Origin of the sequence: Psychrobacter sp. KFRI-CH2-11 (assembly GCF_038239325.1) — a bacterium.
Classification (GTDB): Bacteria; Pseudomonadota; Gammaproteobacteria; order Pseudomonadales; family Moraxellaceae; genus Psychrobacter; species Psychrobacter celer.
Genome location: NZ_CP151283.1, coordinates 128,735 through 153,658, shown reverse-complemented (window position 1 = coordinate 153,658; position 24,924 = coordinate 128,735). Strand labels below are relative to the sequence as shown.

Below are 24,924 nucleotides of genomic sequence, written 5' to 3'. Positions count from 1 at the left end.
TACGGTGCCTGCCGGCGCTATACACTGGCCCCAACCGCCCGTGCCACTGCAATCCCTTCATCAATGGTCAAAAACTTACGCTGGCTTGGGCTGTCTTTATAAATAATCTCACCCTCAGAGAATATCAGACATTCATTGACCGCCAACTGTTGCCATTTTTCATTTTCAGTCAATGGTACGGTCACCAAAATCGTCACCTTATCGGTATCGGTGGTGACATCGCTAAAGTTAATCGCTAAGTCATCGTCCGCCAGTTTCGCTTCACCAAATGGTGCTTGGCGGGTGAGATAAAACAACAAGCTACCGGCATACGCCAATTGCCAGCGGCCGTTGGAGATTAGGCAATTAAACAGGCCATTGGCCGATAAATAACGGCACTGCGTGGTCAAAAAGTTAAACAGCGTCTGGTCGTCAGGACGGGTTTTAAAAGTGCTTTTTAAGCGATTGACCAGATAACAAAACGCCATTTCTGAGTCGGTGCTGCCAACAGGTTGGCAGTGCGAGGCGTTGCCATTGTCTTGCAGACGCTGACAGCGCTTGATAAATTCACCATTCATCTGCCCGTTGTGGGCAAATACCCACTGCTCGCCCCAGACTTCGCGAACGAAAGGATGGGTATTTGCCAGACAGTTTTGTCCCTGCGTGGCTTTACGAATATGGGCGATGACATTCATGGCCTTAATCGGATAATTATTGACCAAATCTGCCACTGGCGACAGATGGCTTGGGCGATTGTCATGAAACAAACGTAGCCCTGTTGAGTCGTTTGCCGTCTCGCCATTATTGGTGCAGTCACTACGCTCAAAAAAAGCAATACCAAAGCCGTCCTCATGACTGTCCGTCATACCGCCGCGACGACGAAACCCTGCAAAGCTAAACCCAATATCGGTTGGGGTATTACAGTTCATTCCTAAGAGCTGGCACATTTATAGATCACCATCATGATTGTCGTTATGGTCGTCGTTTTTTGTAGGATGTACAGTCGCGCTTGCGCCATTTTCTGCCCCTTCATCAAACATCTCATAGGGCGTCGCGCCTTCGGTATCGATACTGTCCAAGATACGTTTGGCATGCGCCAGCTCGGTATCTTGTATCCATAGAATAATACCTGAATTCATCCCTGGCATCGCGCTGAGCGGCTGCAAGGACACCGTGATACCATTATTACGCAGCAGATTGGCATGCAGCTCACCTTGCATATTGGTGTCATAGCGTGCCAGTTTGTGCCAGTTATCAACTTGATCGGTCATAGGGTCACCTCTGTGGTTTGGATGCAAAAAATGGTATCGAGCAGAAAAAACTTACGCCAATTGATCGAGCGTATATTCTTTGATGCTCAACTCACGACGATTACGTAAAGTAGCACGCGCTTGCTCAGCGTGGGTGATATCACTAAATACGCCAATGATTTGCTTGTCGCTCTTATCATTTGATAATACAAATACCGTCTTTTGCGATTTTTCGACATGGGCCCAATGATAAGCCGCCAGACGCTTCATGAGGTCAGGATTTTTCACCATGATATTGTCGCCCGTCCGACCTTCGGTACGGTTGTAATGAATGACATTAAGACGCAAAAGCCAGAAAATCACCGCTGCCTTGGCAAGCATCACCGGCATGGCACGCTTTTCAATATCAGTAAGCACTCTTTTGGATTCATAGCCTTGTAAAAAGGCCGTCATTTTTTCACGGTCAAAATGAACCCTTTCACCTTGCTCGGCATCGCCCCACGTGGTACAAAAATCATTGATGGTAATGGCGATATCCATCACATAATGCTCGACACTGACCTCAGTAAAATCCAATAGACCTGTTAGCTTTTCCTGCCCTTTAGTCAAGTCCCATAGCGTATTGTCAGCGAACATATCGAGATGACACAAGCCTTTTGGTAAGTCGGTCAGAGGTAGATTTGAGTAAGCTTGCCAAATATCACGCATGAGCTTGGCTTCATCGCCGGGCATAAACTGCATTTCACGGTCGCGCACCTCGCTCCACGGGTAGAGGGGCACGCCGTAGTCTTGTGCCGGTTGTAGCGCTTGCAAGGTCTCATGCAGCATCGCTAACGCCGCGCCGATCTCATGACACATCGCAGGCGTGGTCTCTTGCGGATGGGCGCCTGCCAAGCACGGCACCAAGGTGATTGCTTTGTCCTCATAATGAATGACATAGCGTTTTTTCGTATCAGCGTTATCATCAGCACCTAATGCTACCAGTGCCAGCGGGGCAGCGACCGGCAGCTTGCCATCTAGTTGGTTTAATATCACTGCCATTTTTTCGATATCCTCTGGTGGGCGCTCTTCAAACAAGGTAAACACATAAGCGTGCGCGCCATCGACATCGTCCGTCGTTTGAATAAACCAGTTAGAGTTTTTGATGCCTTGGGTAATCGGAATCGCGCGGGAAAATGACACGCCAAAACGCTGGCAAAAGGCGGCAAATTGATCATCAGTTAACTGGGTATAGACGGACATGACATCTCACTTTGGCAATTGGATAAGAAGATAAATAGAATAAATCTGGACGCTAATGACAATAATCGTCCCGCGCATCAGCAAACCATCATAAATAGCATAATAATCTTGTGAAAACCTGCCTGATATGGCAGTGATTTTGCTAGACTAGCGCTTATGGTTGAATTGATTATAAGGTGAAAGACCCTATGTTAGCAAAGCGTATCATTCCTTGTTTGGACGTGGACAATGGCCGCGTGGTCAAAGGCGTACAGTTTGTCGATATCAAAGACGCTGGCGACCCTGTCGAAGTGGCGCAGCGCTACAACGAACAAGGCGCTGATGAGATTACTTTTTTGGATATTACTGCCACCAGCGATGAGCGTGATACCACTTATCATACCGTCGAGCGTATGGCGGAGACGGTATTTGTCCCATTAACCGTCGGCGGCGGTGTGCGTAAAATCGCTGATATTCGTAACCTGCTCAATGCTGGCGCGGACAAAGTGGCGATTAACTCAGCCGCTGTTTTTACGCCTGAATTCGTCGGAGAGGCGGCGCAAAAATTTGGCAACCAATGTATCGTCGTCGCCATCGATGCCAAACGCGTTGAAGATGTAGAGGTGGATGGCGTACTCACACCACGCTGGGAGATTTTTACCCATGGCGGACGTAAGCCGACTGGCATTGATGCCGTCGCTTGGGCAAGCAAGATGGCCGATCTGGGTGCTGGCGAGTTACTCGTTACTTCGATGGACGGTGACGGCACCAAAAAAGGCTATGATTTGGCGCTGATGCGTGAGATTACCCGCCGCGTCAATGTCCCTGTTATTGCCTCTGGCGGCGTGGGCAACCTGCAACATTTGGCGGATGGTGTGCTTGAAGGTGGTGCTGATGCGGTGCTGGCAGCCAGTATCTTTCACTTTGGCGAATACACCGTGTCGGAGGCCAAAGCCTATATGGCAGCAAAAGGCATACCCATGCGCCTATAAGCTTGGTAAAATACAACTGCCTTGACAAAAAATGTTATCATAGCGCTACTTATTTATTTTTGTCAGTTAACTATTGAAAACAATCGAGATTTTGTACAAAAATTTTGCTTATAATGCTACTTATTCAAAGGATTTTTTATGTCAAATTTACAGCAGCAGCGCAACGATATTACCCATATCGATGGTAACTTGCATCAAAACGAAGCGGCACGTATCGGTATCGTTGTTGGCCGCTTTAATGGGTTTGTCGTCGAGTCATTAGTTGACGGGGCTATCGACGCCTTACTACGTCATGGCGTATTGGGCAGCAACATCACTGTGATTCGTGTACCAGGTGCCTTTGAGCTACCCCTTGTCGCCCAGCGCGCCGCTGAGTCAGATCGTTTTGATGCCATCATTGCCCTCGGCGCGATCATCCGTGGTAGCACGCCACATTTTGACTTTGTCGCTAGCGAGTCAGCCAAGGGTCTGAGCAGCGTTGCGATTGATTATAATATCCCTGTGGCCAACGGCGTTATCACCACTGACAGCATCGAGCAGGCAATTGAGCGCTCAGGCACGAAGGCGGGCAATAAAGGCTCAGAAGCAGCGATGGTCGTCCTTGAGATGCTAGCGGTTTTATCACAGTTAGATATTGATGACGATTACGACAATGATAATGACGCGTAATATAGTCAGTTGAAAACCAAACTGGCATAAGTTCCAAAGCGCGACTGGGATGAATTTTGCGCAACCTCTGTGTATACAGCACGCAAGGAAAGTTTATACCAGTAGCGCTATAACATTTTTAAATTGAATCTACTACATCGCAGTCGTTTTATAGATTTATTATTTATTGTTTTACTGTTTTTGATTGGCGCTGATGGGTTAAAAACTCGTAGCGTCAGTGTCTTAAAGCTCGCGGCACTGCCGACAAAGCGCTGCAATTTTGCTTTAACACTCGATTGTCATCATCTGCCAGTCGATTACTATTTAACATTTTTAGTTCAAACGTCTATGCTTTTCTTATCACAGGCTATTTTTTACAATCAAGCTGATTGTACCCTGACGCTATTGGTATCAATATATCTATATTAAATAGTCGTTAAATAATTGATGAATACAGTCAATCAAAAAATAGTTAATAAAAGCAGTTACTCAAAACAGCCACTTAACATTCAGGTATTTACCCCCTATGACTGACCAACTCAAGCGCGCCATCAACGCTGCAAAAACCGCACAGACCAATGACCAACAAGCTGAAGCGACTCGTCTCGCAAGCAGCAGTGCAGGTGAGCAAAAATTTGATATGAGTGAGTCTTCTTATAAGACCAGTCACACCGCTGTGCGCAAAGCCAGACGCTTTGCCATGCAAGGCTTATATGAATGGCTGGTCACCGACCGCCGTTTTGATAAAGACGGTAAGCTTGGCTGGAAAGACAATGCGCCGCACGATATCGCCGCGCGCACCCGTGCGACCAACGCCATGCATACGGTACATATCGGCTACTATCACGAAATGATGCGCGATATTCCCGAGCAAATCGAAGCACTAGATGCGCTTATCAGTCAGCATCTCGATCGCGATATCGATAAATTAGACACTGTTGAGCATGCTATTTTATTGATTGGTGCCTACGAGCTGCAAAACCGCTTAGAGATTCCTTATAAAGTGGTACTAGATGAAGCAATGAAGCTCAACAATCACTTTGGCGCCACTGACGCGCACAAGTTAATCAACGCGGTGCTCGATAAAATGGCCACAGATCTGCGTGACCTCGAAGTACAGGCCGACATCAAGGCCAACCGCCGCAGCTCACAAAAAGCCGCTGCGCCCGCCGCACAGCCGCAGCCGCAAACTACTGATGAAACCAAGGCTGTCACTAACGCTGACGACACCAGCGAGACGCCGACCACAACTGGCAAACCTCGTATCAGTGCCAATAAAGCCATTAAACGGCCACGTGCTAACAAGGCTCAGGCAAATATCAGTGATTATAGAGCCAGCAAAAAAGCCAGTGCGCAAGGACATAATGAGGCAGCAGCCGCGCCTACCCCTGAGAGCACTGCCGCCGATGTGGGGCTACATGATTCAAACCTTGTCAACTCAGACGAAAAAAGTAAAGACTAACCATGAATGAATTTGAGCTGATCGAGCGCATCTTTGCACAGATGCAAATATCGCCAGCACGCACGGCAACGGACGTCGAAAAAGGCATCGGTGATGACGCGGCGGTGATGAGCGTGCCTACAGGCGCGCGCTTGGTCAGCTGCATTGATACTCTTGTTCAAGGGCGGCATTTTAGCGCCGACTGGGATGAGATACATCAATTAGCCTTTCAAATTGGCTATAAAGCGGTCGCGGTCAATGTCTCAGATATCGCTGCGATGGGTGCGGCGGCGCACAGTATTTTGTTGGCGCTGGCATTACCTGAGCGCTTAGCGACTGAGACTTGGCTCACTGAATTTGCCAAGGGTTTGTTTCATGCCTGCCAGCTCTTTGGCGTGACCCTGATAGGCGGTGATACCACGCGCAGCGATAACTTAGTGTTAAGCGTTAGCGCGCAAGGGTTTTTAGCCGCTGATACACCAGCCGTCTATCGCTCAGGCGCGCAAGTCGGTGATAAAGTCTATGTATCAGGCACGCTTGGGGATGCCGCATATGCGCTGCAGCATCCTGATAGCAGCCAAGGCATAGCGCTGGCGCATCGCTTGCACATGCCGACGCCGCGTATCACCTTAGGGGCCGCGCTGGCCAAAGTGGGCGCCACAGCGATGATCGATATCTCTGATGGTCTGTATCAAGACCTTGGGCATATCTGCGAGCAAAGTGGCGTTGGCATACGTCTTGATTTAGAGCAGCTGCCAACCAGCCAAGCGTTAGCGAGCGTGGATATATCTGAGCGCTTACTATGCCAGCTGGCAGGTGGCGACGACTACGAGCTGGCTTTTACTTTACCTGCTGATATCGAGCCACCCGTCAACGATATCAGTGATACGCCAGTGACCTGTATTGGCGAGGTGATAGCATTGGCCAAGGCAGACACGGCAACAAATAGGCATGCTGAGCTGTATTATCAAGGACAGCGGGTAACACCGACGCACCCTGCCCCTTTTGCCACATGGCCCACGCTGACGGGTTACCAACACTTTGCAGGTTAATCCATGACCGATCACGATCTATCCAAGCCTGACATCCGGCAAGCCAATGACTGCCCGCCTCTACCTGCCACGGCCAGCACGATCGATCGTGTGGTTTATTGGCTTGGTATTGGTCTCGGTAGTGGCCTGCCCCGCCGTGCCCCCGGCACATGGGGGACAGTGGGCGGGCTACTCGTCGCGATACCGCTGATGAGTTTCGGCTTTTTGCCGTTTTTGATAATCACTATATTGTCTTGTGTCGTTGGTAACTCAATATGCGGCAGAACCTCCACCCTGATGGGCGGTCACGATAACCCGCATATCGTCTGGGATGAATGGGCGGGTATGTGGCTCACTTTGCTGCCGATGTCTTATATGGGCGTTGCCGATAGCAGTTTTTGGCAAAATATCAGCCAAACCTCTTCTCTCATCGCGCTTCTTATCGCCTTTATCCTGTTTCGTTTTTTTGACATCATCAAGCCACCACCGATCGGCTGGGCGGATAAAAAAGTCGCCGGTGGCTTAGGTATCATGCTCGATGACATCATCGCAGGTATCATGGCGGCAATTGTTTGGATTGTTCTTTATAGTAGCGTATTATCACTTGCTAACTGATGCTGCTATGAGTCGTTAGCACATTTCGTGACGCTGCAAATAAGACGTTACAAAGATGTCACGACTTAGCAGTTTGGTTGGTTACGCATTTACGTTATAATTCAAATCATATCTTGTTACATTTGTAGGCCATTATGACTTCTCCTCTTTCGGTAATTATCCTAGCAGCGGGTAAAGGCACGCGTATGCAGTCGGCCAAACCCAAAGTCCTGCAGACATTGGCTGGCAAGTCTTTACTCGCTCACGTCTTAGATACCTGTCACCAGCTGACGGTCGATGAGACCATCATCGTGCATGGTTTTGGCGGTGAGCAAGTCAAAGCTGAAATCACCACCCAGTATGCCCAGTCAGCCCTTACTTGGGTGGCACAAACTGAGCAGCTAGGGACCGGGCATGCGGTCAAGGTCACGCTGTCTGATTTGCCAAAAGACGGGCAAAGCCTGATTCTTTATGGTGATGTACCATTGGTCAGTTGCCAGACGTTAACCGCATTACAGTCGGCCAATACCGATGGCATGTCGATGCTGACGCTAACGGTAGATAACCCATTTGGGCTAGGCCGTATCAAACGTGACAACAACGGTAATATCGAAGCCATCGTTGAACAAAAAGACGCCAGCGCTGATGAGCAAGCCATCAAAGAAATCAATAGCGGTATTTACTGCGTCGATAATGCTCTGCTTCATAAATACTTGCCGAAACTTTCAAACGACAATGCCCAACAAGAATACTATCTGACAGATATCGTCAAGATGGCCGTGGCCGATGGCATCGCTATCGCTGCGATCGAGCCTGAGCATACCTTTGAGATTGAAGGCGTCAATAACCGTCAGCAGCTCGCCAGCTTAGAGCGGACGTGGCAAGGAAAGTTAGTCGCCGACTTACAAGAAGCCGGCGTGCAGTTTGCCGATCCTAGTCGTGTCGATATTCGAGGGACCCTAAGCGCCGGTCAAGATGTGTTTGTCGATGTTGGCGTGGTGTTTGAGGGTGATTGTACCTTAGGCGACAATGTCTATATCGAGGCAGGATGCGTCATCAAAAACGCTCATATCGGCAATGCTTGTCACATCAAACCCTACTGCGTCATTGATCATGCCAAGATTGGCACTGGTGTCGATGTCGGGCCTTTTGCGCATTTGCGTCCTGAAAGCGTACTAGCAGACCAGAGCAAGGTCGGTAATTTTGTCGAAATCAAAAAATCCACCATCGGTCAAGGCAGCAAAGTCAATCACTTAAGCTACGTGGGCGACTCGACCGTCGGGACAGGCGTCAATATCGGTGCAGGTGTCATTACCTGTAATTATGATGGTGCCAATAAGTCACAAACCATCATTGAGGACAACGCCTTTATCGGCTCCAATGCCAGCTTGGTGGCACCGGTTACCATCGGTGATACAGCAACTGTAGCGGCAGGCTCGGTGATTACCAAGGATGTCGATGCCAGTGCCTTAGCGTTTGGCCGCGCTCGGCAAACGCAAAAAGAGAACTTTCAGCGTCCAACTAAAAAATAAAGACGGCGGTGATCGTCAACACGATAAAAACGGTGGTAAGACCACTAAGGCAGTACGACAATAATTTGTGGTGCTGCTTATTTATATTTATAGATTAATGATTATCCATGTGCTGATGCCTTGCAAAATCACATGGTATGAAAACATAAAATTTAAGGAATAATTATGTGCGGAATCGTTGGAGCAGTTGCTGAGCGTAATATCGCCAATATCTTACTTGAAGGACTAAAACGTTTGGAATACCGCGGCTACGACTCCGCTGGCCTAACAGTCATTCGTGATGGCGAGCTACATCGCGAACGCCAAGTGGGCAAGGTACAAGCCTTAATCGATGCCGTCGCCGTCAACCCTGAATTTTTTGATGGTCATATCGGTATTGCCCATACCCGCTGGGCGACACATGGCGAGCCTGCCCAGCGCAACGCCCATCCGCATATCTCTGGTAAGATCGCGGTGGTGCATAACGGCATTGTGGAAAACTATGCCGAGCTTAAAGAAACGCTGATAGCAAAAGGCTACGAGTTTACCTCAGAGACCGATACCGAAGTCGTTGCGCACTTAATCAATGATATCTATAAAAACACACCTGACTTATTAGACGCGGTGCGTGCGGTCATTCCCATGTTGCACGGCGCTTTTGCCCTTGGCATTGTGCATATCGATTGCCCAGGCGAGCTGATTACCGTCCGTTTAGGTTCGCCATTGGTCATCGGTGTGGGGATTGGCGAGAATTTTATCGCGTCCGATCAGCTAGCACTTCTGCCCGTGACCAACCGCTTTATGTATCTAGAAGAAGGCGATATCGCTAAATTAACCCGAAATAGCATTGAAGTATACGCAGACGGTATAAAAGTAAAACGTCAAATACATGAGATTGACGCCGCCCAGCATAATGCCGATAAAGGCGAGTTCAGACATTATATGCTCAAAGAAATCTACGAGCAGCCAGATGCAGTTGCTCGTACCATTGAGATGGCAGTAGATAGCGATGCGCCATCTAAGCTGCGCGATGATTTTTTACAGCGTCATGAAGCGCAGTTAAAAAGCATTAAACAGATCCAAGTCATCGCTTGTGGCACCAGTTATCACGCAGGTTTGGTGGCAAAGTATTGGTTTGAAAGTCTCATTCGTGTGCCGTGCTCAGTCGAAGTGGCTAGTGAGTTTCGCTACCGCAATCCGGTCGTCGTCGATAACACACTGGTCATTTGCATCTCGCAGTCTGGTGAGACAGCCGATACCTTATCGGCGCTACGCGATATTCAAAAACACACACCAGCCGGTCTTGTGAGCTTGGCACTGTGCAACGTACCGACGTCGTCTTTGGTACGTGAGACCGATATCTTTTTGCCAACGCTTGCAGGCCCTGAGATTGGTGTCGCTTCCACCAAAGCTTTTACCACTCAGCTGGCCGCCTTGATGCTACTGGTGCTAAAGGTAGGCGCCGTCCAAGCGCGCATGACAGGCGAGAAGCTGAGCATGCTGCTAGAGAAACTACAAGCGCTGCGCGGCCAACTGCATGCCAGCTTACACCTCGATGCGCCTATCAAAGTCATGAGCGAGCATTTTGAATATAAGAAAAGCTGCTTGTTTTTAGGTCGCGGTTTACAATTTCCTATTGCACTAGAAGGCGCATTGAAGCTAAAAGAGATCTCTTATATCCACGCTGAAGGCTATGCCGCCGGCGAGCTAAAACACGGCCCATTAGCCTTGGTGGATAAAGACATGCCAATCGTGGTGCTCGCGCCAAAAGACAGTATGTTTGATAAACTCAAAGCCAACATGCAAGAGGTGCATGCGCGCCATGGCGAGCTGTTTGTCTTCGCCAGTGAAGAGAGCAAGATGGTTGCAGAAGATAGAATGCACGTGGTCTATGTGCCTGAGGTTTGCGAGACACTGGCCCCTATCGTCTATAGCATACCTGTGCAGCTGCTGTCATACCATGTGGCCGTGATGCGCGGTACAGATGTCGACCAGCCTCGTAATCTCGCAAAATCAGTGACGGTCGAATAATACAACTTATTGATTTTAAATGGTTTTTTATAAATTAAACCATTGTATAACACTAAACCCTTTGCTGTCTAGCATTACTAGATAGCAAAGGGTTTAGTGAACGTTGTTAACGGAAATAATATGATTAGGGCGTGTTCTCTCTCTAAAGAGAACACGCCCTATTATACAAATATCACTCTCTAAACCAGCCCTTTATACAGAAAATAAAACCCAACGACGGTCAATAACACCGCAAAACATTTCTTTAATAATTGCGGTGATAATATATGAGCGACTTTTGCGCCCAATTTTGCGGTAAAAAAGCTCATGATACTAATACCTAAAAAGGCATAAATATGCACAAAGCCGATGGTATTGGGCACATCTACTTGCTTTTGCATCCCAAAGAGCATAAACCCTAGAGCGCCTGCAACCGCAATCGGTAGACCGCACGCCGCTGAGGTGCCCACCGCTTTTTGCATCACCACATTATAACGCGTCAGATATGGCACCGTTAAGCTGCCACCGCCAATCCCAAAGATAGCTGAGGCAATACCGATGACGCCGCCTACTGCGAGCTGCTTGGGTTTTGATGGTAGTGTTGTATTGCGATAGTTGGCACCACTACTGGCGCTATTGGCATTATTCATGGCTTGTTTTTTACCAGCAAAAAACATCTTATAAGCGACCCACAGCAAAAACACCCCAACAACAATCTGCAGATACAGCCCAGAGATTTGCCCAGCAATCCCTGCACCTAGAAAACACCCAAGCGCCATACCAGGTGCCAGATTTTTAAAGACCGGCCAGATGACGCCGCCCTTTTTATTATGCGCCATCAAAGAGCTGATCGAGGTGACGATGATGGTGGCAAGCGATGTCCCTAACGCCAGATGCATGATCGCGTCGGCATCATAACCCATTTGGGTAAAGACGATAAACAATAGCGGTACGATGATGGTACCACCGCCTACCCCAAACAGCCCTGCCGCAAACCCTGCGAGCGCGCCTATTACTAAAAAAATGATTAATTCCACAGGATAGCTACTTCTTATTTGATTTTAGTGAAAGGATGATTGTATTGATACACGCGTGCCCTGCATTTATGCCAAGTCTGTCTGACCCACGCGCGCGTAGGCTCGATTAAAATATACCAAACTCTCATCGTTGATACCTGCTGAGCCAGACTGTTTGATGGCGACCACGCGGCACATAAACACACTATGCGTGCCCACTTCTTGCACCTGTTCAATCTCACAATCAAAACTCACCAGCGCATCTTCTAGCACAGGCGCGCCAGTGCTCAGCTCCGTCCAAGCACCATGGGCAAATCGCTCTGCTGGGCTGAGCCTTGAGGCAAACACGTTAGATAACTGTTGGTGCTGAGTGCCCAACACATTGACGCTCAGCGTTTTATTGTCGATAAAATGACTGTGTGAGCGCGAGGCTTGGTTCATACAGACGAGCAGTGTTGGCGGCGTGTCTGTGACACTACATACCGCAGAGGCAGTAAAACCATGTCGGCCTGTGTCTCCGTTTGTAGTGACCACGTTGACTGCTGTCGTCAACAAAGACATGGCCTCTCTAAAACCGCTTGCTTCAATCATCGCTTTTATCCTCAGTTAGCATGTGACCCGTGTCAGACAGACGTTAAGCGCCCAGCTCTTTACGCACGATTGCCGCGCCCGCGCTCAACGCATTTAATTTACCGCGTGCAACGCCGCGAGATAGTGGTGCCATGCCGCAGTTGGTGGACGGATACAGCTTGTCTGCATCGACAAACTGCAAGGCTTTGCGTAGTATCTCTGCCACCGCTTCAGGCGTCTCGATACTATCGCTCGCCACATCGATGGCACCGACCATTACTTTTTTACCGCGGATTAGTTCAATCAGATCCATCGGGACGTGCGAGTTTTGGCACTCAAGCGAGACAATATCTATGCTCGACTGTTGCAGCTTTGGAAAGGCCTGCTCATACTGACGCCACTCTGAGCCCAGTGTCTTTTTCCAGTCGTTATTGGCTTTGATGCCATAACCATAACAAATATGCACCGCTGTTTCACACTTTAGGCCTTCGATAGCACGCTCCAACGTAGCGATGCCCCAATCATTGACGTCATCAAAAAACACGTTAAATGCAGGCTCGTCGAATTGAATGATATCCACACCAGCTGCTTCTAACTCTCGGGCTTCTTGATTTAAGATTTTAGCAAACTCCCACGCCAGTTTTTCACGGCTTTTATAATGACCATCATATAAAGTATCAATCATGGTCATCGGCCCGGGCAATGCCCATTTGATCGGCTGGTCAGTTTGACTGCGTAAAAATTTTGCATCATCTACAAACACAGGCTTTGAGCGACTGACATTGCCCACTACCGACGGCACGCTGGCCTCATAGCGATTACGAATTTTGACCGTTTCACGATTGGTAAAATCCACACCCTCAAGATGCTCGATAAAGGTGGTGACAAAATGCTGACGAGTCTGCTCGCCATCACTCACGATATCAATGCCTGCTTGTACTTGCTCCTGCAGTGACACCCGTAGCGCGTCTTGCTTGGCCTCTAGCAGCTCATCGCCTGCTAGCTTCCAAGGTGACCACAGCTTCTCAGGCTCAGCCAGCCATACAGGTTTTGGCAAGCTGCCAGCAGTAGAAGTTGGTAATAATATGTCCATGGCTTGTCTCTTTTTACTGTGATAGTTTTTACTATGTTTGGTTGTCTAATAAACGACAGATAACTGCCTGATAGGTCACTGATGCCATCATGCTGCTTGTCTTTTTGCCGCGGTTTGTTTTAGCGCTGGCGTTTGCACTGGGTAGTTTGTCGCCCATTCCTCTAATATGGCTTGATACGGCTGGATAAAGGCCTCTTGGGTAAACCTGCCTTGTGTCACCGCCAACTGGCTACGCTCCTCGCGGTCATAGACTATTTGGGTGAGTGAATAGTCTTGATAGTTTAGGCTTGGCTGGTACACCTGAGCGGCAGCGGCGTTGGCATTATAAATCTCTGGGCGATAGATCTTTTGAAACGTCTCCATAGTGCTAATGGCACTGATCAGCTCAAGGTCGGTATAGTCACTGAGCAAATCACCAGCAAAATAAAAGGCTAAAGGCGCCGCGCTACCCTCAGGCATAAAGTAGCGAACGCTTAAGCCCATTTTAAAAAAGTACTCATCGGTCAATGACCCTTTGTTCAATGAGCCACCGTCTTGTCTGTACTCAGTCCCCAAGACAGGATGCTGGTTGCCCGTGCGATAATAAGTCTTGCTAGTCGACACACTCAGGCAAATGACAGGCTGTTTGTTAAATCTTGCGTGGTAAGCGTCTGAGTTCAACAGATGCTGAAACAGCTTGCCGTGCAAGTCGCCAAAATCCTCCGGCGGCGGGCACTCAGGGTTTTGAGCGAAATGCGCTGGCAAGACAACACTAAAATCGTAATCGCGGACATAAGAAGAAAAGCTGTTGCCAATCATGCCATCGATACGGGTGTTTTCTTTGTGATCGATGATGGTGGTTTGCAATGTCTCGATGACAGGGAAAGTGTTGCCATTGCCTTCCACGTCCAAGTCTGCCGAGATGATGTCGACTTCTACTGAGTAACGGTCGGCATGAGGGTTGTCCCAATGCGCCAAGGCATTAAAACGATTGTTTATCATAGTGAGCGTTTTGCGTAGGTTTTCTTGACGGCTGGCACCGCGCGCCAAGTTGGCAAAGTTGGTCGTCAAACGCGTGCTATCAGCTGGCTGATAGTTTTCATCAAAACGAATACTTGAGATGGAGTAGGTAAATGGTTTAGTCATGATAATTGGCTACCTTTATTTTTTGATATGAATCCAAGGTCTGTATGAGATAAATCATACCCAATCTATTACATGAATAAAAACGATGTTATTTAAATATAAGATGAATTTAATTCAACTTTATAGACTAAATGAATGAGCGGAAACCAAGAGGAATACCTGACAAAACTAAATAAAGCTGGAAGCATGGACTTTATGCATAATGGATCAACAGATGGCAGAGCTTTTAAACTTTTTAATATGACTGACGATCATAACCGTAAAGAACTCACGGCGATATTGATTTCTCACTGCCTATTAGAAGGGGTTACTTATCTAGAGTTAGTCAATTGAATACCGAGATCGCTTGATACAAATGAAAAGCGATAATGATTTTAAGTACATTAGCAATGTGATTAAAAAATGAACAGGGCACTCAAACAAGGCATCATCTTAAGCCTGCAACTTAAAAAAAATGCTTATGTGGAGCATATCAACAGAGCCATGAGGTATGATTGGTGAAATCAGGGGCTACCTGGTCATTTAGAATAAGTACGCAAATACACAGAAAACAGGTTGTATCACTATAATCATAAACGCCAAAATATGGGTAACCGTGGCTTTACGCCAATATAGACACTAAATCAGGTAGCTTAATTCTGTTTTTATATGTCATAGGTTGGAGAGGGTTATCCATCTACTCACTGTTTAATATTTTTACTGGTTCAATATTCGCTGCGCTATAAGCAGGATAAATCGTCGATAATAAAACCACGACAAAGGTCGATAATAAAATAAAAAACAAATCTACACCTTCAAGCTTAACTGGCAAAGCTTCAACGAAATAATTATCAAACAAACCTAAATTAAATGTTGTATTTACCCACCAAGAAACACTTGGGAGACTAAGAGAAAGTAGAACTCCGAGTACTGTCCCAATCAATATGCCGCTCATCCCTATAAACATACCTTGTACTATAAAGATACGTGAAACTAACTTAGTTGAGACACCAAAAGTCCGCAATATTGCTATATCAGATCTTTTCTCTACAACACTCATTACTAATGTTGAGATAATATTGAAGGCGGCGACTAAGATAATTAGAAATAACAATAAAGACATTATCGTTTTCTGCATACGAATAGAGCTATACAAGCTACCATGACTTTGAGTCCAATCATTACTTGTAAAAGTAAGCTTTGTAGATAGATTCTGATGTAATGAAGCAGTATTAGACACTGCAGCGTGCGCATTCTTAGCTGCTTCTTTGGATAAAAAAACATCTTTTAAACGAAGCCTAATACCGGCAGCACCGTGGTCTGAATTAACTATGTCAGAAGCATCATCCATAGCGATGTAACTCATCCACTTGTCTATCTCTTGACTTACATGGAACACTCCGGTTAATGTATAGCTATGAAAGGTTGGCGTAACACCAGTTGTAGAACGAGAAGGACTAGAAATAATAATTCCTATTTTGTCGCCAATTTTTAAGCCGTATTTTTCTACTACGTATTCACCCAGGATAATATGTTTGCTACCTGCGTCTAAGCTGTCAAAGTCACCAGCCACCATGCTTTCTTTAAGGATTGAAACGTTAGCATGAGAGCTGGGTTCTATCCCATTTATGATAGTACTGTTGACTTCTCCTCCTAGAGACAACATACCTCGAGCTTGTACAAAAGGCGCTGTGCCAATAACATTCGGATCGCTCTCTTCTACAATACTCGCAATGCTAACCCAGTCCTCTAAAGGCTGCGAGGCATAAATTGAAGCTTGAGGAACCATACCTAAAATCCTCTTAGACAGGGCATCCTCAAAGCCATTAAGTACTGACATTACGACAATTAAAGCAGCTACACCGAGTATCAAGCCAGTCATAGATACTAATGATATAAACGATAAAAATTTATTAGCGTTTTTTGAGCGAGTAAACCGCAATCCTATAAAAAGTGGTAAAGGGCGGTACATAATTACTTTCTCTTATTTCTATGAAGTATAAATACTAAAATGCTTTGGTTAGCTCGACTGAAACATCGTTCTTATCGTACTCTTCAAAAGGCGAATTGCTGGTAACTTTGCTATAGTCCCAGCTGACTCTAGGAGTCAGCCCTAGTATTGAAAACCCTCTGTTCCACGCTGTAATACCAGCACTATATTCTTTGTTTTCACGTTTAATACCAAAGAAGTTTTCACCATCGTAATTACGTTCAGCATAACCCAAGTTCAGTCTAGTCGTATAACCTTTTGGCCAAGTTTGACCCCAACCAACTCTTACCCCAGGACGATCAAAAGCCTGAGAATCATCTTTCGAGCTCTTGGTAACATAGTCTACACCAAAGGTCCAATACTGCTGGCCATTTGGAAAGTAGATTGCCGTGTTAGAAAACAGTAAATCCTTGCCATCATTAAAAGCATAGCGGTCTATATAATCAGTATTAGAATAACTTACTAGGCCTTGATACCGCAGTTTGGGAGTAAGGAACTGGCCTAGACTTACTCTAGCTCCTAGAGTGTCTGAATAAGTGTGTAGATTACCATCACCATTTCTACCTTGAGCGTACCAGCGTTTATTATAGAAGGGTACAAACTCAACCTCAGTCATTGCATTTTGATAGCCAATACCAGCACCGATACCAGCAGTCATATCATTATAATCTTTATTATCCCAGTAGTATTTACCATAGGTATTGAGATGAACAGCCGTAAACACCTTATTATCTCTCAACCATTTTTTATCAGCATTTAGACGAAAGTTCAAACCTTTACCTGATTCGCTAGGTGAAGTGTAGGTAATCATCTGCCCATTACCTAAATCTAAACTGGTGCCTTGTTCTGGTCCATTGGTAATATTGTTATCGTCAATATAAGAAACAGAGGCATTAAAGTCCCAACTATTTTGCTTATTGATTGCTTCTAAATAGTTATTAATAACGTTTATATCAGCTTCTACAGTAGTCTCACCACGTAACCTTTCAAATTCAGACTTTGCGGCGACAAATTGACGATTATAAAATAATGCCATGGCTAACTGGAACCTTAAAATCTTAACTTCAGGTAGCTGTGCATTAATTTTACGATATATACGTACCGCTTCGTCTAGGTTTCCTTTCTTGGCAGCGATAATAGCATTGCCCCAATCTATAACAGAAGGATCATAGTTGGGAACTTGTTTATATACAGGCAATAGCTCTTCTAAAGCTTCAGCATTACCTTGTTTCAGCATATTACCTAGCAATGTCTCAAACTCACTAGGATTGGCTTTGAGATAAGCTTTACTTTCCTCTTTTGTCATAGTTGGACCAGAATCTTCCGAAGGTAAGTCTGTTGAAAGATCTTTTACATCATCAGACTCTACTATTTGGTCAGTTATATTTGCATAGGCCTCTGGTGACCTATCTTGCGGAGCTAGTAGGGCATTAGCAGCGTAAGCCGTCATGTTAGTACAGCCTATAATCAACACCAAAGCACCATACATTTTAGAATATCTCGAATATTGCATAAAGGTTCCAATTGGTAAGTTATGATCAATAGATACGCAAACGACCATCTATTTTATAGATGGCCGTTTTGTGGTAACTAAAATATGTTATAAAAATAATAACTTATTTTTTACTGTCTTTACCAGTGTTGAAGATAGGTGGTACAGTATCATCAGGGGTTGGTGTTACAGTTGGTTTGTCACCTGCTAACTGCTGTGCACCAAATACGCCGCCCCATTCTGATTTGCCATATTGGCTAGAAATAGAGTTTAGAGCGCCGCCCATTTCTTCAGCGTTATCACCAAAGAAACTACCTTTAAAGCTACCTTTATTAGTTTCGTCGTAAGTTAGATTAGCGTCACCGATAATAGTGTTGCCTTTCACATTACCACCGAAATCAACAAGATCAACTTGCTCAGTCGTTCTTACAGTATCGCCATTGTCATTTACAGTGTCACGGTTCCAAACGTTGTAGATACTACCTTTTACTTCACGTGTTTCAGCATCGAACTCAGCTTGTACAAAGTTACCAATAGCTTCACCATTATTACCGAAGGCTACTGAGTTAGAATCACCTGCTCCGCCTTTACCATTATAGCTGTTGTCAATACCATACATTAGGGCATGACCAGCATATTGGTATTTACCAGTTGTAATACTATTAACAGTATCAATATCTGTAGCGTTTAGACCACGATAGAAATAGATATCAGTTTGTGAGGTATTTCCTGCGATATCTTTATCAGCGAACTTAGCTTTTACGTATGATTTGCCAGCAATCTCGCTAACTGCTTTAGACTCTAAGTTGCCAGTTACGCGACCATATTGTACGTTGTTCAGCTTGATACCTTTTACGTCAAAGCCGTCAGTATCATAATCGTTCGCGTTGAGATCTACGCTGTTGCCTTTATTGTCGTTTACATAATAGGCAGAGCTATTATTTACTACGTTATCACCATCAATACCTGACAATGCACCAAATATACGTACGTTGTTTTTTTCCTCTACTGAAGCAGCGACTGAATCTTCATAGCCTTCAGTAATATTGGTATTGTTTTTTGCGGTATCAGTAATAGATTCAACACCTGTGATATTGTACGAAGGTGCGTCATTTTCTTCTTGTGTCTTAGTTACATTAACAAAAGCACCTAAAGCATCGAGATCATTTTGTTGTTGCAAAGAATCTTCATCCACAACATCAGGATTGCTGTTTGGCTTAGCACCTAAAATATACTGAACAACGCCTGGGGTACCATCAGAATTAGGGTTTGACTTATCTGCATACTGAGCAACAACGATGTTTGTCATTTTTTTGTTCTGTAACTCTTTAAAGTTAGTTACAGTTGAGCTGCCATCGTTATCAATATCGCTATTCGTTTGCTCAGTGAAATCGAACTTAGAGCTGCTACCACGAATATACTGTTGACCAACTACAGATTTATCAGTTTCGAAGTTACCACCTTCAGCTGGGTCAGTAATACCTGAGTCTTCATCTGCACCAGGAACATCTGGAGTTTCAGTATCTGGGGTCTCTGTATCTGGGGTCTCTGTATCTGGAGTCTCTGTATCTGGAGTCTCTGTATCTGGAGTTTCAGTCTGTGGATTATAGTTGCTATCATTATCGCTACCACAACCTGCCAAAGCTGTTGCGAAGACAGCACTCAGGGCTAATGCTAAATACTTTTGTTTCATCTTTATTTCCTCATATCGATGTAAGAACTACTTATGTATAGACAGTACAGTATACTTCGCTATTGACTACAGCACGTAGGAAGCGAACAGCTTGACGCTCAGATTACCAAACCGTATGATTCATGTCAACGTAAAATTCTATAGTGTAACAATAGACATATGACGTCATAACATCATCACTTTCAGTAAAATTTATAGCGCTACAATAAAGTAAAACTTACGCAAATTCAACACTTTTATCGACCCATGTATGTTTTTTTCGTAAAGAAAAAATTTATTACCAGTTTAAATTCAATATTTTAGATATCCCTGCTATCGTAGTTATATCATAAAGCAGTAAACATCTATTTTATTATCAAATTTAAACATATATAATTTGACAGTGAAATAGTGTTCTATCCATAAGTACCATCTAAATAGCAAAAAACCACACGTTTACTCATATTTTAATTAGGGCGTGTTGAACACTCATAGTTTCAACTACAGCAGATAAGCACAAGCTAAAGCTGCTATAGTTCTATAGCTTTGTTTGAGCTTATTAATCCTAGTTGCAAATGAAAAACGTATCTGATTCATGGCAGCATTCCTTTACCAAGTTGATTGATCCATCATTTCTTTATGGTGATAAGGTGAGCGTTCATCATGATGTTAAGGCAATACTAATGCAAACAGTTTCGTCTTAACATCAGCAAACAAACCTACAGCACCGATGACAAGTAAGCCCAAACAAAACCATATTTAAGTGTGATTATCAGTGCTCGACTGCGGCTTGCCACTCGGCGTCAACCATTTGGCAAACCATCCCGATAGATCATCCATCAATGTATATACCACCGGAATCACTACCAAGCTCAGTAGTGTCGAGGTGACAAGGCCGCCCAACACAGCTACGGCCATCGGGCGACGGAACGTCGGATCGGCATCGCCCCACCCAAATACCAAAGGCAGCATCCCTGCGCCCATGGCGATGGTCGTCATGATAATTGGGCGCGCACGCTTGCGACAAGCATCAATGATGGCATCAAAACGAGCCAAGCCGCGGCGCTGAGCGATCAAGGCATAATCCACCAATAAGATAGAGTTTTTGGTAGCGATACCCATGAGCATAATAAAGCCAATCATCGATGGCATCGACAGGCTACTATTGGTAATGACCAAGCCGACAAACGCACCGCCAATCGAAAGCGGCAACGCCATCAGGATGGTAAAGGGCTGCAATATACGGCCGAATAATAAGATCAGCACGCCCAAAATACAGACCACACCGACCGACATGGCAATGACAAAACCACTAAACAGCTCTGCCATGTTTTCTGCCTGACCTTGGTCAATGATGGTAATCGATGGCGGCAGCGTCTGCATCGCTGGTACCGACTTGACCGCCTGCACCAAGTCGCCAAGCTCACCATCAGAAGGCTGCACAGTAATACTAATGGCGCGCTCGCGATCGAGCCGTTTGATCTGGGCCGGTCCTGTCCCAAAGTTTAGATCGGCCACTTCGCCCACGCTTACCCCTTGCCCTGCAGGCATCGCGCTTGGCACGTATAAGCCTTCTAATTGGCTGACGTTTTGTTTGGCGACATCAGGGAGTCGCACCACAATAGGAATCTGCCGGGTATCGAGATTAAGCTTAGATAAGCGCTGCTCATAGTCGCCGACCGTCGCCACTCGTAGCGTGGTGGCGATATCTTGCGTGGTGACGCCTTTATCTGCCATTGCCAGTCTGTCAGGTATGACCGTAAGCTCTTGCCGCGGCAGGCTACGGTCACTGGTCACTGCGCCGGCGCTGGGCAGCGCTCGGATTTCAGTCATAATCTGCTGGGCGGTCTGCTCTAGCACCTCTGGATTGGTACTGGTTAAAGAAAAGTTGTAGCCTGTCTCGCCGCCGCTCGATAACCCAACGGTAAAGCGTGCCCCAGGTACCTCCGCGAGCAGATGACTGATTTTGCGCTCAATCTCTTGCTTAGAGATACGCTCTGCACGCGGCGCAAGGACGACATCTAGCCCTGCGATATTTTCGGCTTTGCCGCCAGAGCTGGGCTCCATAGCAGCTTGCGCCTCCCCTACCGAGGTAAAGATATTGGTCACTTCAGGCATGGCCAAGATACGCTCACTGGCCATCGCTGCCACGCGCTCGGTATCTTCGAGCGCCACATCTGGCGTCAGCTCTATCTCAACACGCGTCTGATCGATATCATTGTCAGGAATAAAGGAGGTCGGTAGCAACTTCACCAAAGCCAACGACGCCACAAACAATACTAAAGTCGCTCCCATCGTTATCCAACGATGGCGCAGCGTCCATGCAACCACTTTAAGATACCAATCCATCAGCGCGCTTTGTTTTTCCACGCGCTTTTTTTCTGGCCGCAGTACGTAAGCTGCCATCATCGGCGTGATCAGTCGCGCTACCATCAAGGACGCAAATATCGACAAAGCCGCTGTCCAGCCAAACTGACGGAAGAACTGCCCAACAATACCGCCCATAAAGGCCGTCGGTAAAAACACAGCAATCAAGGTAAAGGTAGTAGCAACAACTGCCAGACCAATCTCATCAGCCGCTTCCATCGCCGCCTCATAAGGTGTCTTGCCCATACGCAGATGACGAATGATGTTTTCGACCTCTACAATGGCATCATCGACCAACACCCCAATCACCAATGACAATGCCAATAAGGAAATAATATTGAGACTAAAGCCAAACAGATACATGCCCAAAAAGGTAGGAATAACGGACAATGGCAACGCCACAGCTGCGACAATGGTTGCACGGATATTGCGCAAAAATAAAAACACCACCACGACGGCCAATAGTCCGCCTTCTATCAGCATACGCAGTGATGCTTGATAATCCTCGGCGATAGGCGTGGCACGATCATAGACTTTTTCGATACTGATATTTCCCGTATCGGCCGCCAGTTTGGCAAGCTCGGCATCGACGCGCTCCATGACCTCGACCTCACTGGCACCGCGCGAGCGGGTGATGTTAAACGCCACCACCGTCTGCCCATCGAGCTTAGCAATCGAACTTGGGTCAGCAGCACCATCGGTGATTTGCGCCATACGTCCAAGCGCTTGCGTGCCACCAGTCGGCACGGCCACTTGTAGGTCGTTTAAGTCGCTTGCGCGCTCGACCGCCCCAAGCACGCGAATGGTTTGGGTGGTTTTACCGACCTCGGCTTCACCGCCTGAGCTGTCCTGCTGAATCCCAGCGATTTGCTGCGATAGCTGAGAGATAGGAAAATTTAAACCACTGAGCGCAATCGGGTCTGCTGCCACGGTGATCTCACGCTGCAGGCCACCGATACGGCCAACGGTACTGACACCAGGGATGTCTGATAAACGCTTGGTGACCGTATCATCAACGAACCAAGACAGATCTGCCACATTCATGTTTTCTGCGGCGACAGAATAAGTCACCACCGGAAACCCTGCGGTTGAGACCTTAGTGATAATAGGATCATTGGCCGCGGCTGGCAGATCCCCTCGCACCTCACCGACGGCTGAGCGCACATCATCGACCGCTTCTTGGATGTCTTTTTCTAGGACAAACTCAGTGACCATGGTGGCAGCGCCGGTTTGTAGGGTGGTGCGAATATGCTTGACACCTTCGATACTGGTCAGCTTATTTTCGACTTTTTTGGCAATGTCGTTTTCGAGTTGGGTAGGTGCCGCGCCAGGCAGGGTGACGGTCACCACCACGGCAGGCAAATCAATGTCAGGGAACTGCTGCACCTTCATTTGCATAAAGCCATAGATACCGCCCAACGTCAGCAGTACAAACAGCAAAATAGCGACCAACGGATTTCTAATCGAGTAAGCAGATACATTTAGGCTCATGAGCGCGCCTGCGAAGCTGTATCAGCGTTATCATCGTATTGGTTCAGACCATCGACGATGCGCACCAAGTCGCCATCATTTAAAAAACTACCGCCTTGCTTGACGATTTGACTGTCGCTCGGCAATGGCTCAGTGACCGCCACATTATCGCCGAGACGCTCACCCAAACTCACACGCTGCTGCTTGATACGGCCTGTTTTTTGCGCTGCGTGGTCGGTGCGAATTTGTGTGACCATCATCACATAGTCATAGCCATCATTGCTGACCACCGCACTGTTAGGAATGGTTTGGGTTTTGCTGCTACCCAATAAAAACTCGCCCGTTTGATACATGCCAGCGCGTACTTTTGCGTTGGCCGCTAGGCTAGCATAGATGGTGATTTGGCGATTGTTGTCCGCTGTCGGCGCGATGCGATTGACTTTCCCCATTACAGAGTCGCCTCCTGGCAGGCTGACACGCACAGGCGTACCAACACTGACTTCCCCAACAAGCTTTGGATCGATATCTGCGCGCCACTCTAATACCCCGCCTTTTATGATGGTAAATAGCGGTTCACCGCCTGCGACCATGCCGACCTCCACCATTTTGTCACTGATGACGCCGCTGACTGGCGCGACGACCTTAGCATTATCCAAGGTCAAACGCTGACTGTTTAGCCGCGCTTTTGCCGCCTGCAAAGACGCTCTAGCACGCACCTCAGAGGTGCGATAGCGATCGGCTTCTTGCCTACTAATGGCATCGATGTCTATCAAGGGTAAGACCCGTGCGGCATCGGCACTGGCATTGGCAAGGGTGGCATCGGCTTCGGCCACGTCGGCTTCGGCTTGCAATACCTGCTGCTCCATCGCATCGGTATCAAACACCGCCAGCACTTGGCCTGCTTTGACGCGATCGCCCTCCTCCACCAAGACGCGCTCGACAGCCACGCCATTGACTTTGGCACTGACATTGGCCGTGTCTTTGGCACTAATCGTACCGTCGGCGCTCAAGGTATTGCCAATCGTATCTTGGCTGGGCATTACTGTCTCAACCGATAGCACCGCCTGCGCGTCACTGGCCGCCTTATCCCCTACCTCATTGCTTGACGCGTTAGGCGCAGTGGGAGTATCCGTCGCCGCCGTCTTATCAGCGCCCCAATATCTCCCCAACAAGACACCAAATACCAGTACCACCACTAGTACCGGCCACAGCCATAAAGGCAGCTTTGCTGAACCGGTTTCGGGCGTACTGGGCTGACGGTACGGCGGTAGCTCTGTCTCGTTTACGGGTTTTAGGTGCGTCTTGTCAGAATCATTCATGGGTAGTCTCTATCAATACAAGCCATCATAAGATAAAACAGGGCGAGCAATGATGATTGCGCTACTTACTCATAACCTACTGTTTTTTAGTATAGTAATTTATAAAACCATTAAGAATAACATAATTTTGTTATTCGCTTATTGCTCGCTGTCT

Annotated in this window: 19 protein-coding genes; 7 read left to right on the top strand and 12 right to left on the bottom strand. The window is 46.8% G+C overall.

Translation table 11 applies throughout. The annotated features are described in order from the left end of the window. Window positions 1–17 precede the first annotated feature (17 nt). From AADH33_RS00640 to AADH33_RS00630, 3 genes are read right to left on the bottom strand one after another with little or no spacing between them, the layout of a single operon-like run. Window positions 18–926: a class II glutamine amidotransferase gene (locus tag AADH33_RS00640; RefSeq protein WP_348549225.1), complete on the bottom strand. Its 909-nt coding sequence runs from the start codon at window positions 924–926 to the stop codon at window positions 18–20. Further along, entirely contained in the window at window positions 927–1,250 is a 324-nt protein-coding gene (locus AADH33_RS00635; protein WP_348549224.1) for a hypothetical protein, read from the bottom strand. Window positions 1,251–1,301: 51 nt separating this feature from the next. Beyond that, window positions 1,302–2,471: a homoserine kinase gene (locus AADH33_RS00630; protein ID WP_348549223.1), complete on the bottom strand. Its 1,170-nt coding sequence runs from the start codon at window positions 2,469–2,471 to the stop codon at window positions 1,302–1,304. 188 nt (window positions 2,472–2,659) lie between these two features. On the opposite strand from AADH33_RS00630, the gene hisF reads away from it, so the two are divergent. The 7 genes from hisF to glmS all read left to right on the top strand — a co-directional run bounded on the left by hisF (window position 2,660) and on the right by glmS (window position 10,698). Next, window positions 2,660–3,442 carry an imidazole glycerol phosphate synthase subunit HisF gene (gene hisF, locus AADH33_RS00625; protein ID WP_348549222.1) on the top strand — a complete coding sequence of 261 codons (783 nt, stop codon included), beginning with the start codon at window positions 2,660–2,662 and terminating at the stop codon, window positions 3,440–3,442. Window positions 3,443–3,580: 138 nt separating this feature from the next. Further along, window positions 3,581–4,111, top strand: coding sequence for a 6,7-dimethyl-8-ribityllumazine synthase (gene ribE, locus AADH33_RS00620; RefSeq protein ID WP_207970090.1), 531 nt, complete (start codon window positions 3,581–3,583; stop codon window positions 4,109–4,111). A gap of 505 nt (window positions 4,112–4,616) precedes the next feature. Further along, window positions 4,617–5,552, top strand: coding sequence for a transcription antitermination factor NusB (gene nusB / locus AADH33_RS00615; RefSeq protein WP_348549221.1), 936 nt, complete (start codon window positions 4,617–4,619; stop codon window positions 5,550–5,552). A gap of 2 nt (window positions 5,553–5,554) precedes the next feature. After that, window positions 5,555–6,583: a thiamine-phosphate kinase gene (gene thiL, locus AADH33_RS00610; protein WP_348549220.1), complete on the top strand. Its 1,029-nt coding sequence runs from the start codon at window positions 5,555–5,557 to the stop codon at window positions 6,581–6,583. A gap of 3 nt (window positions 6,584–6,586) precedes the next feature. After that, window positions 6,587–7,177, top strand: a complete 591-nt coding sequence (locus tag AADH33_RS00605) for a phosphatidylglycerophosphatase A family protein (RefSeq protein ID WP_348549219.1) — start codon at window positions 6,587–6,589, stop codon at window positions 7,175–7,177. 134 nt (window positions 7,178–7,311) lie between these two features. Further along, window positions 7,312–8,688, top strand: a complete 1,377-nt coding sequence (glmU, locus tag AADH33_RS00600; RefSeq protein ID WP_348549218.1) for a bifunctional UDP-N-acetylglucosamine diphosphorylase/glucosamine-1-phosphate N-acetyltransferase GlmU — start codon at window positions 7,312–7,314, stop codon at window positions 8,686–8,688. A gap of 165 nt (window positions 8,689–8,853) precedes the next feature. Next, a complete protein-coding gene (gene glmS / locus AADH33_RS00595; protein ID WP_348549217.1) occupies window positions 8,854–10,698 on the top strand; it encodes a glutamine--fructose-6-phosphate transaminase (isomerizing) in 1,845 nt (614 codons plus the stop codon). A gap of 179 nt (window positions 10,699–10,877) precedes the next feature. Here the strand turns inward: glmS and AADH33_RS00590 are convergent, their stop codons facing one another. The 9 genes from AADH33_RS00590 to AADH33_RS00550 form a co-directional block, all read right to left on the bottom strand. Then, complete coding sequence (locus tag AADH33_RS00590) at window positions 10,878–11,714, bottom strand: sulfite exporter TauE/SafE family protein (protein WP_075102470.1); 837 nt, start codon at window positions 11,712–11,714, stop codon at window positions 10,878–10,880. 66 nt (window positions 11,715–11,780) lie between these two features. Beyond that, window positions 11,781–12,284: a flavin reductase gene (locus AADH33_RS00585; RefSeq protein ID WP_075102469.1), complete on the bottom strand. Its 504-nt coding sequence runs from the start codon at window positions 12,282–12,284 to the stop codon at window positions 11,781–11,783. A 43-nt stretch (window positions 12,285–12,327) separates the two neighbouring features. After that, a complete protein-coding gene (locus AADH33_RS00580; RefSeq protein ID WP_075102468.1) occupies window positions 12,328–13,356 on the bottom strand; it encodes a methionine synthase in 1,029 nt (342 codons plus the stop codon). Between the two features lie 87 nt (window positions 13,357–13,443). Next, complete coding sequence (locus AADH33_RS00575) at window positions 13,444–14,481, bottom strand: DUF1852 domain-containing protein (RefSeq protein ID WP_100750118.1); 1,038 nt, start codon at window positions 14,479–14,481, stop codon at window positions 13,444–13,446. A gap of 676 nt (window positions 14,482–15,157) precedes the next feature. Continuing rightward, complete coding sequence (locus tag AADH33_RS00570; RefSeq protein WP_348549216.1) at window positions 15,158–16,432, bottom strand: lipoprotein-releasing ABC transporter permease subunit; 1,275 nt, start codon at window positions 16,430–16,432, stop codon at window positions 15,158–15,160. 34 nt (window positions 16,433–16,466) lie between these two features. Then, window positions 16,467–17,963 (bottom strand): surface lipoprotein assembly modifier, encoded by a 1,497-nt coding sequence (locus AADH33_RS00565; protein WP_348549215.1) that lies wholly within the window; start codon window positions 17,961–17,963, stop codon window positions 16,467–16,469. Window positions 17,964–18,066: 103 nt separating this feature from the next. After that, window positions 18,067–19,635, bottom strand: coding sequence for a transferrin-binding protein-like solute binding protein (locus AADH33_RS00560; protein ID WP_348549214.1), 1,569 nt, complete (start codon window positions 19,633–19,635; stop codon window positions 18,067–18,069). A 738-nt stretch (window positions 19,636–20,373) separates the two neighbouring features. Next, complete coding sequence (locus AADH33_RS00555; protein WP_348549213.1) at window positions 20,374–23,472, bottom strand: efflux RND transporter permease subunit; 3,099 nt, start codon at window positions 23,470–23,472, stop codon at window positions 20,374–20,376. Beyond that, window positions 23,469–24,770, bottom strand: coding sequence for an efflux RND transporter periplasmic adaptor subunit (locus tag AADH33_RS00550; protein WP_348549212.1), 1,302 nt, complete (start codon window positions 24,768–24,770; stop codon window positions 23,469–23,471). Before AADH33_RS00550 ends, AADH33_RS00555 begins: the two co-directional genes overlap by 4 nt. Between the last annotated feature and the right edge of the window lie 154 nt (window positions 24,771–24,924).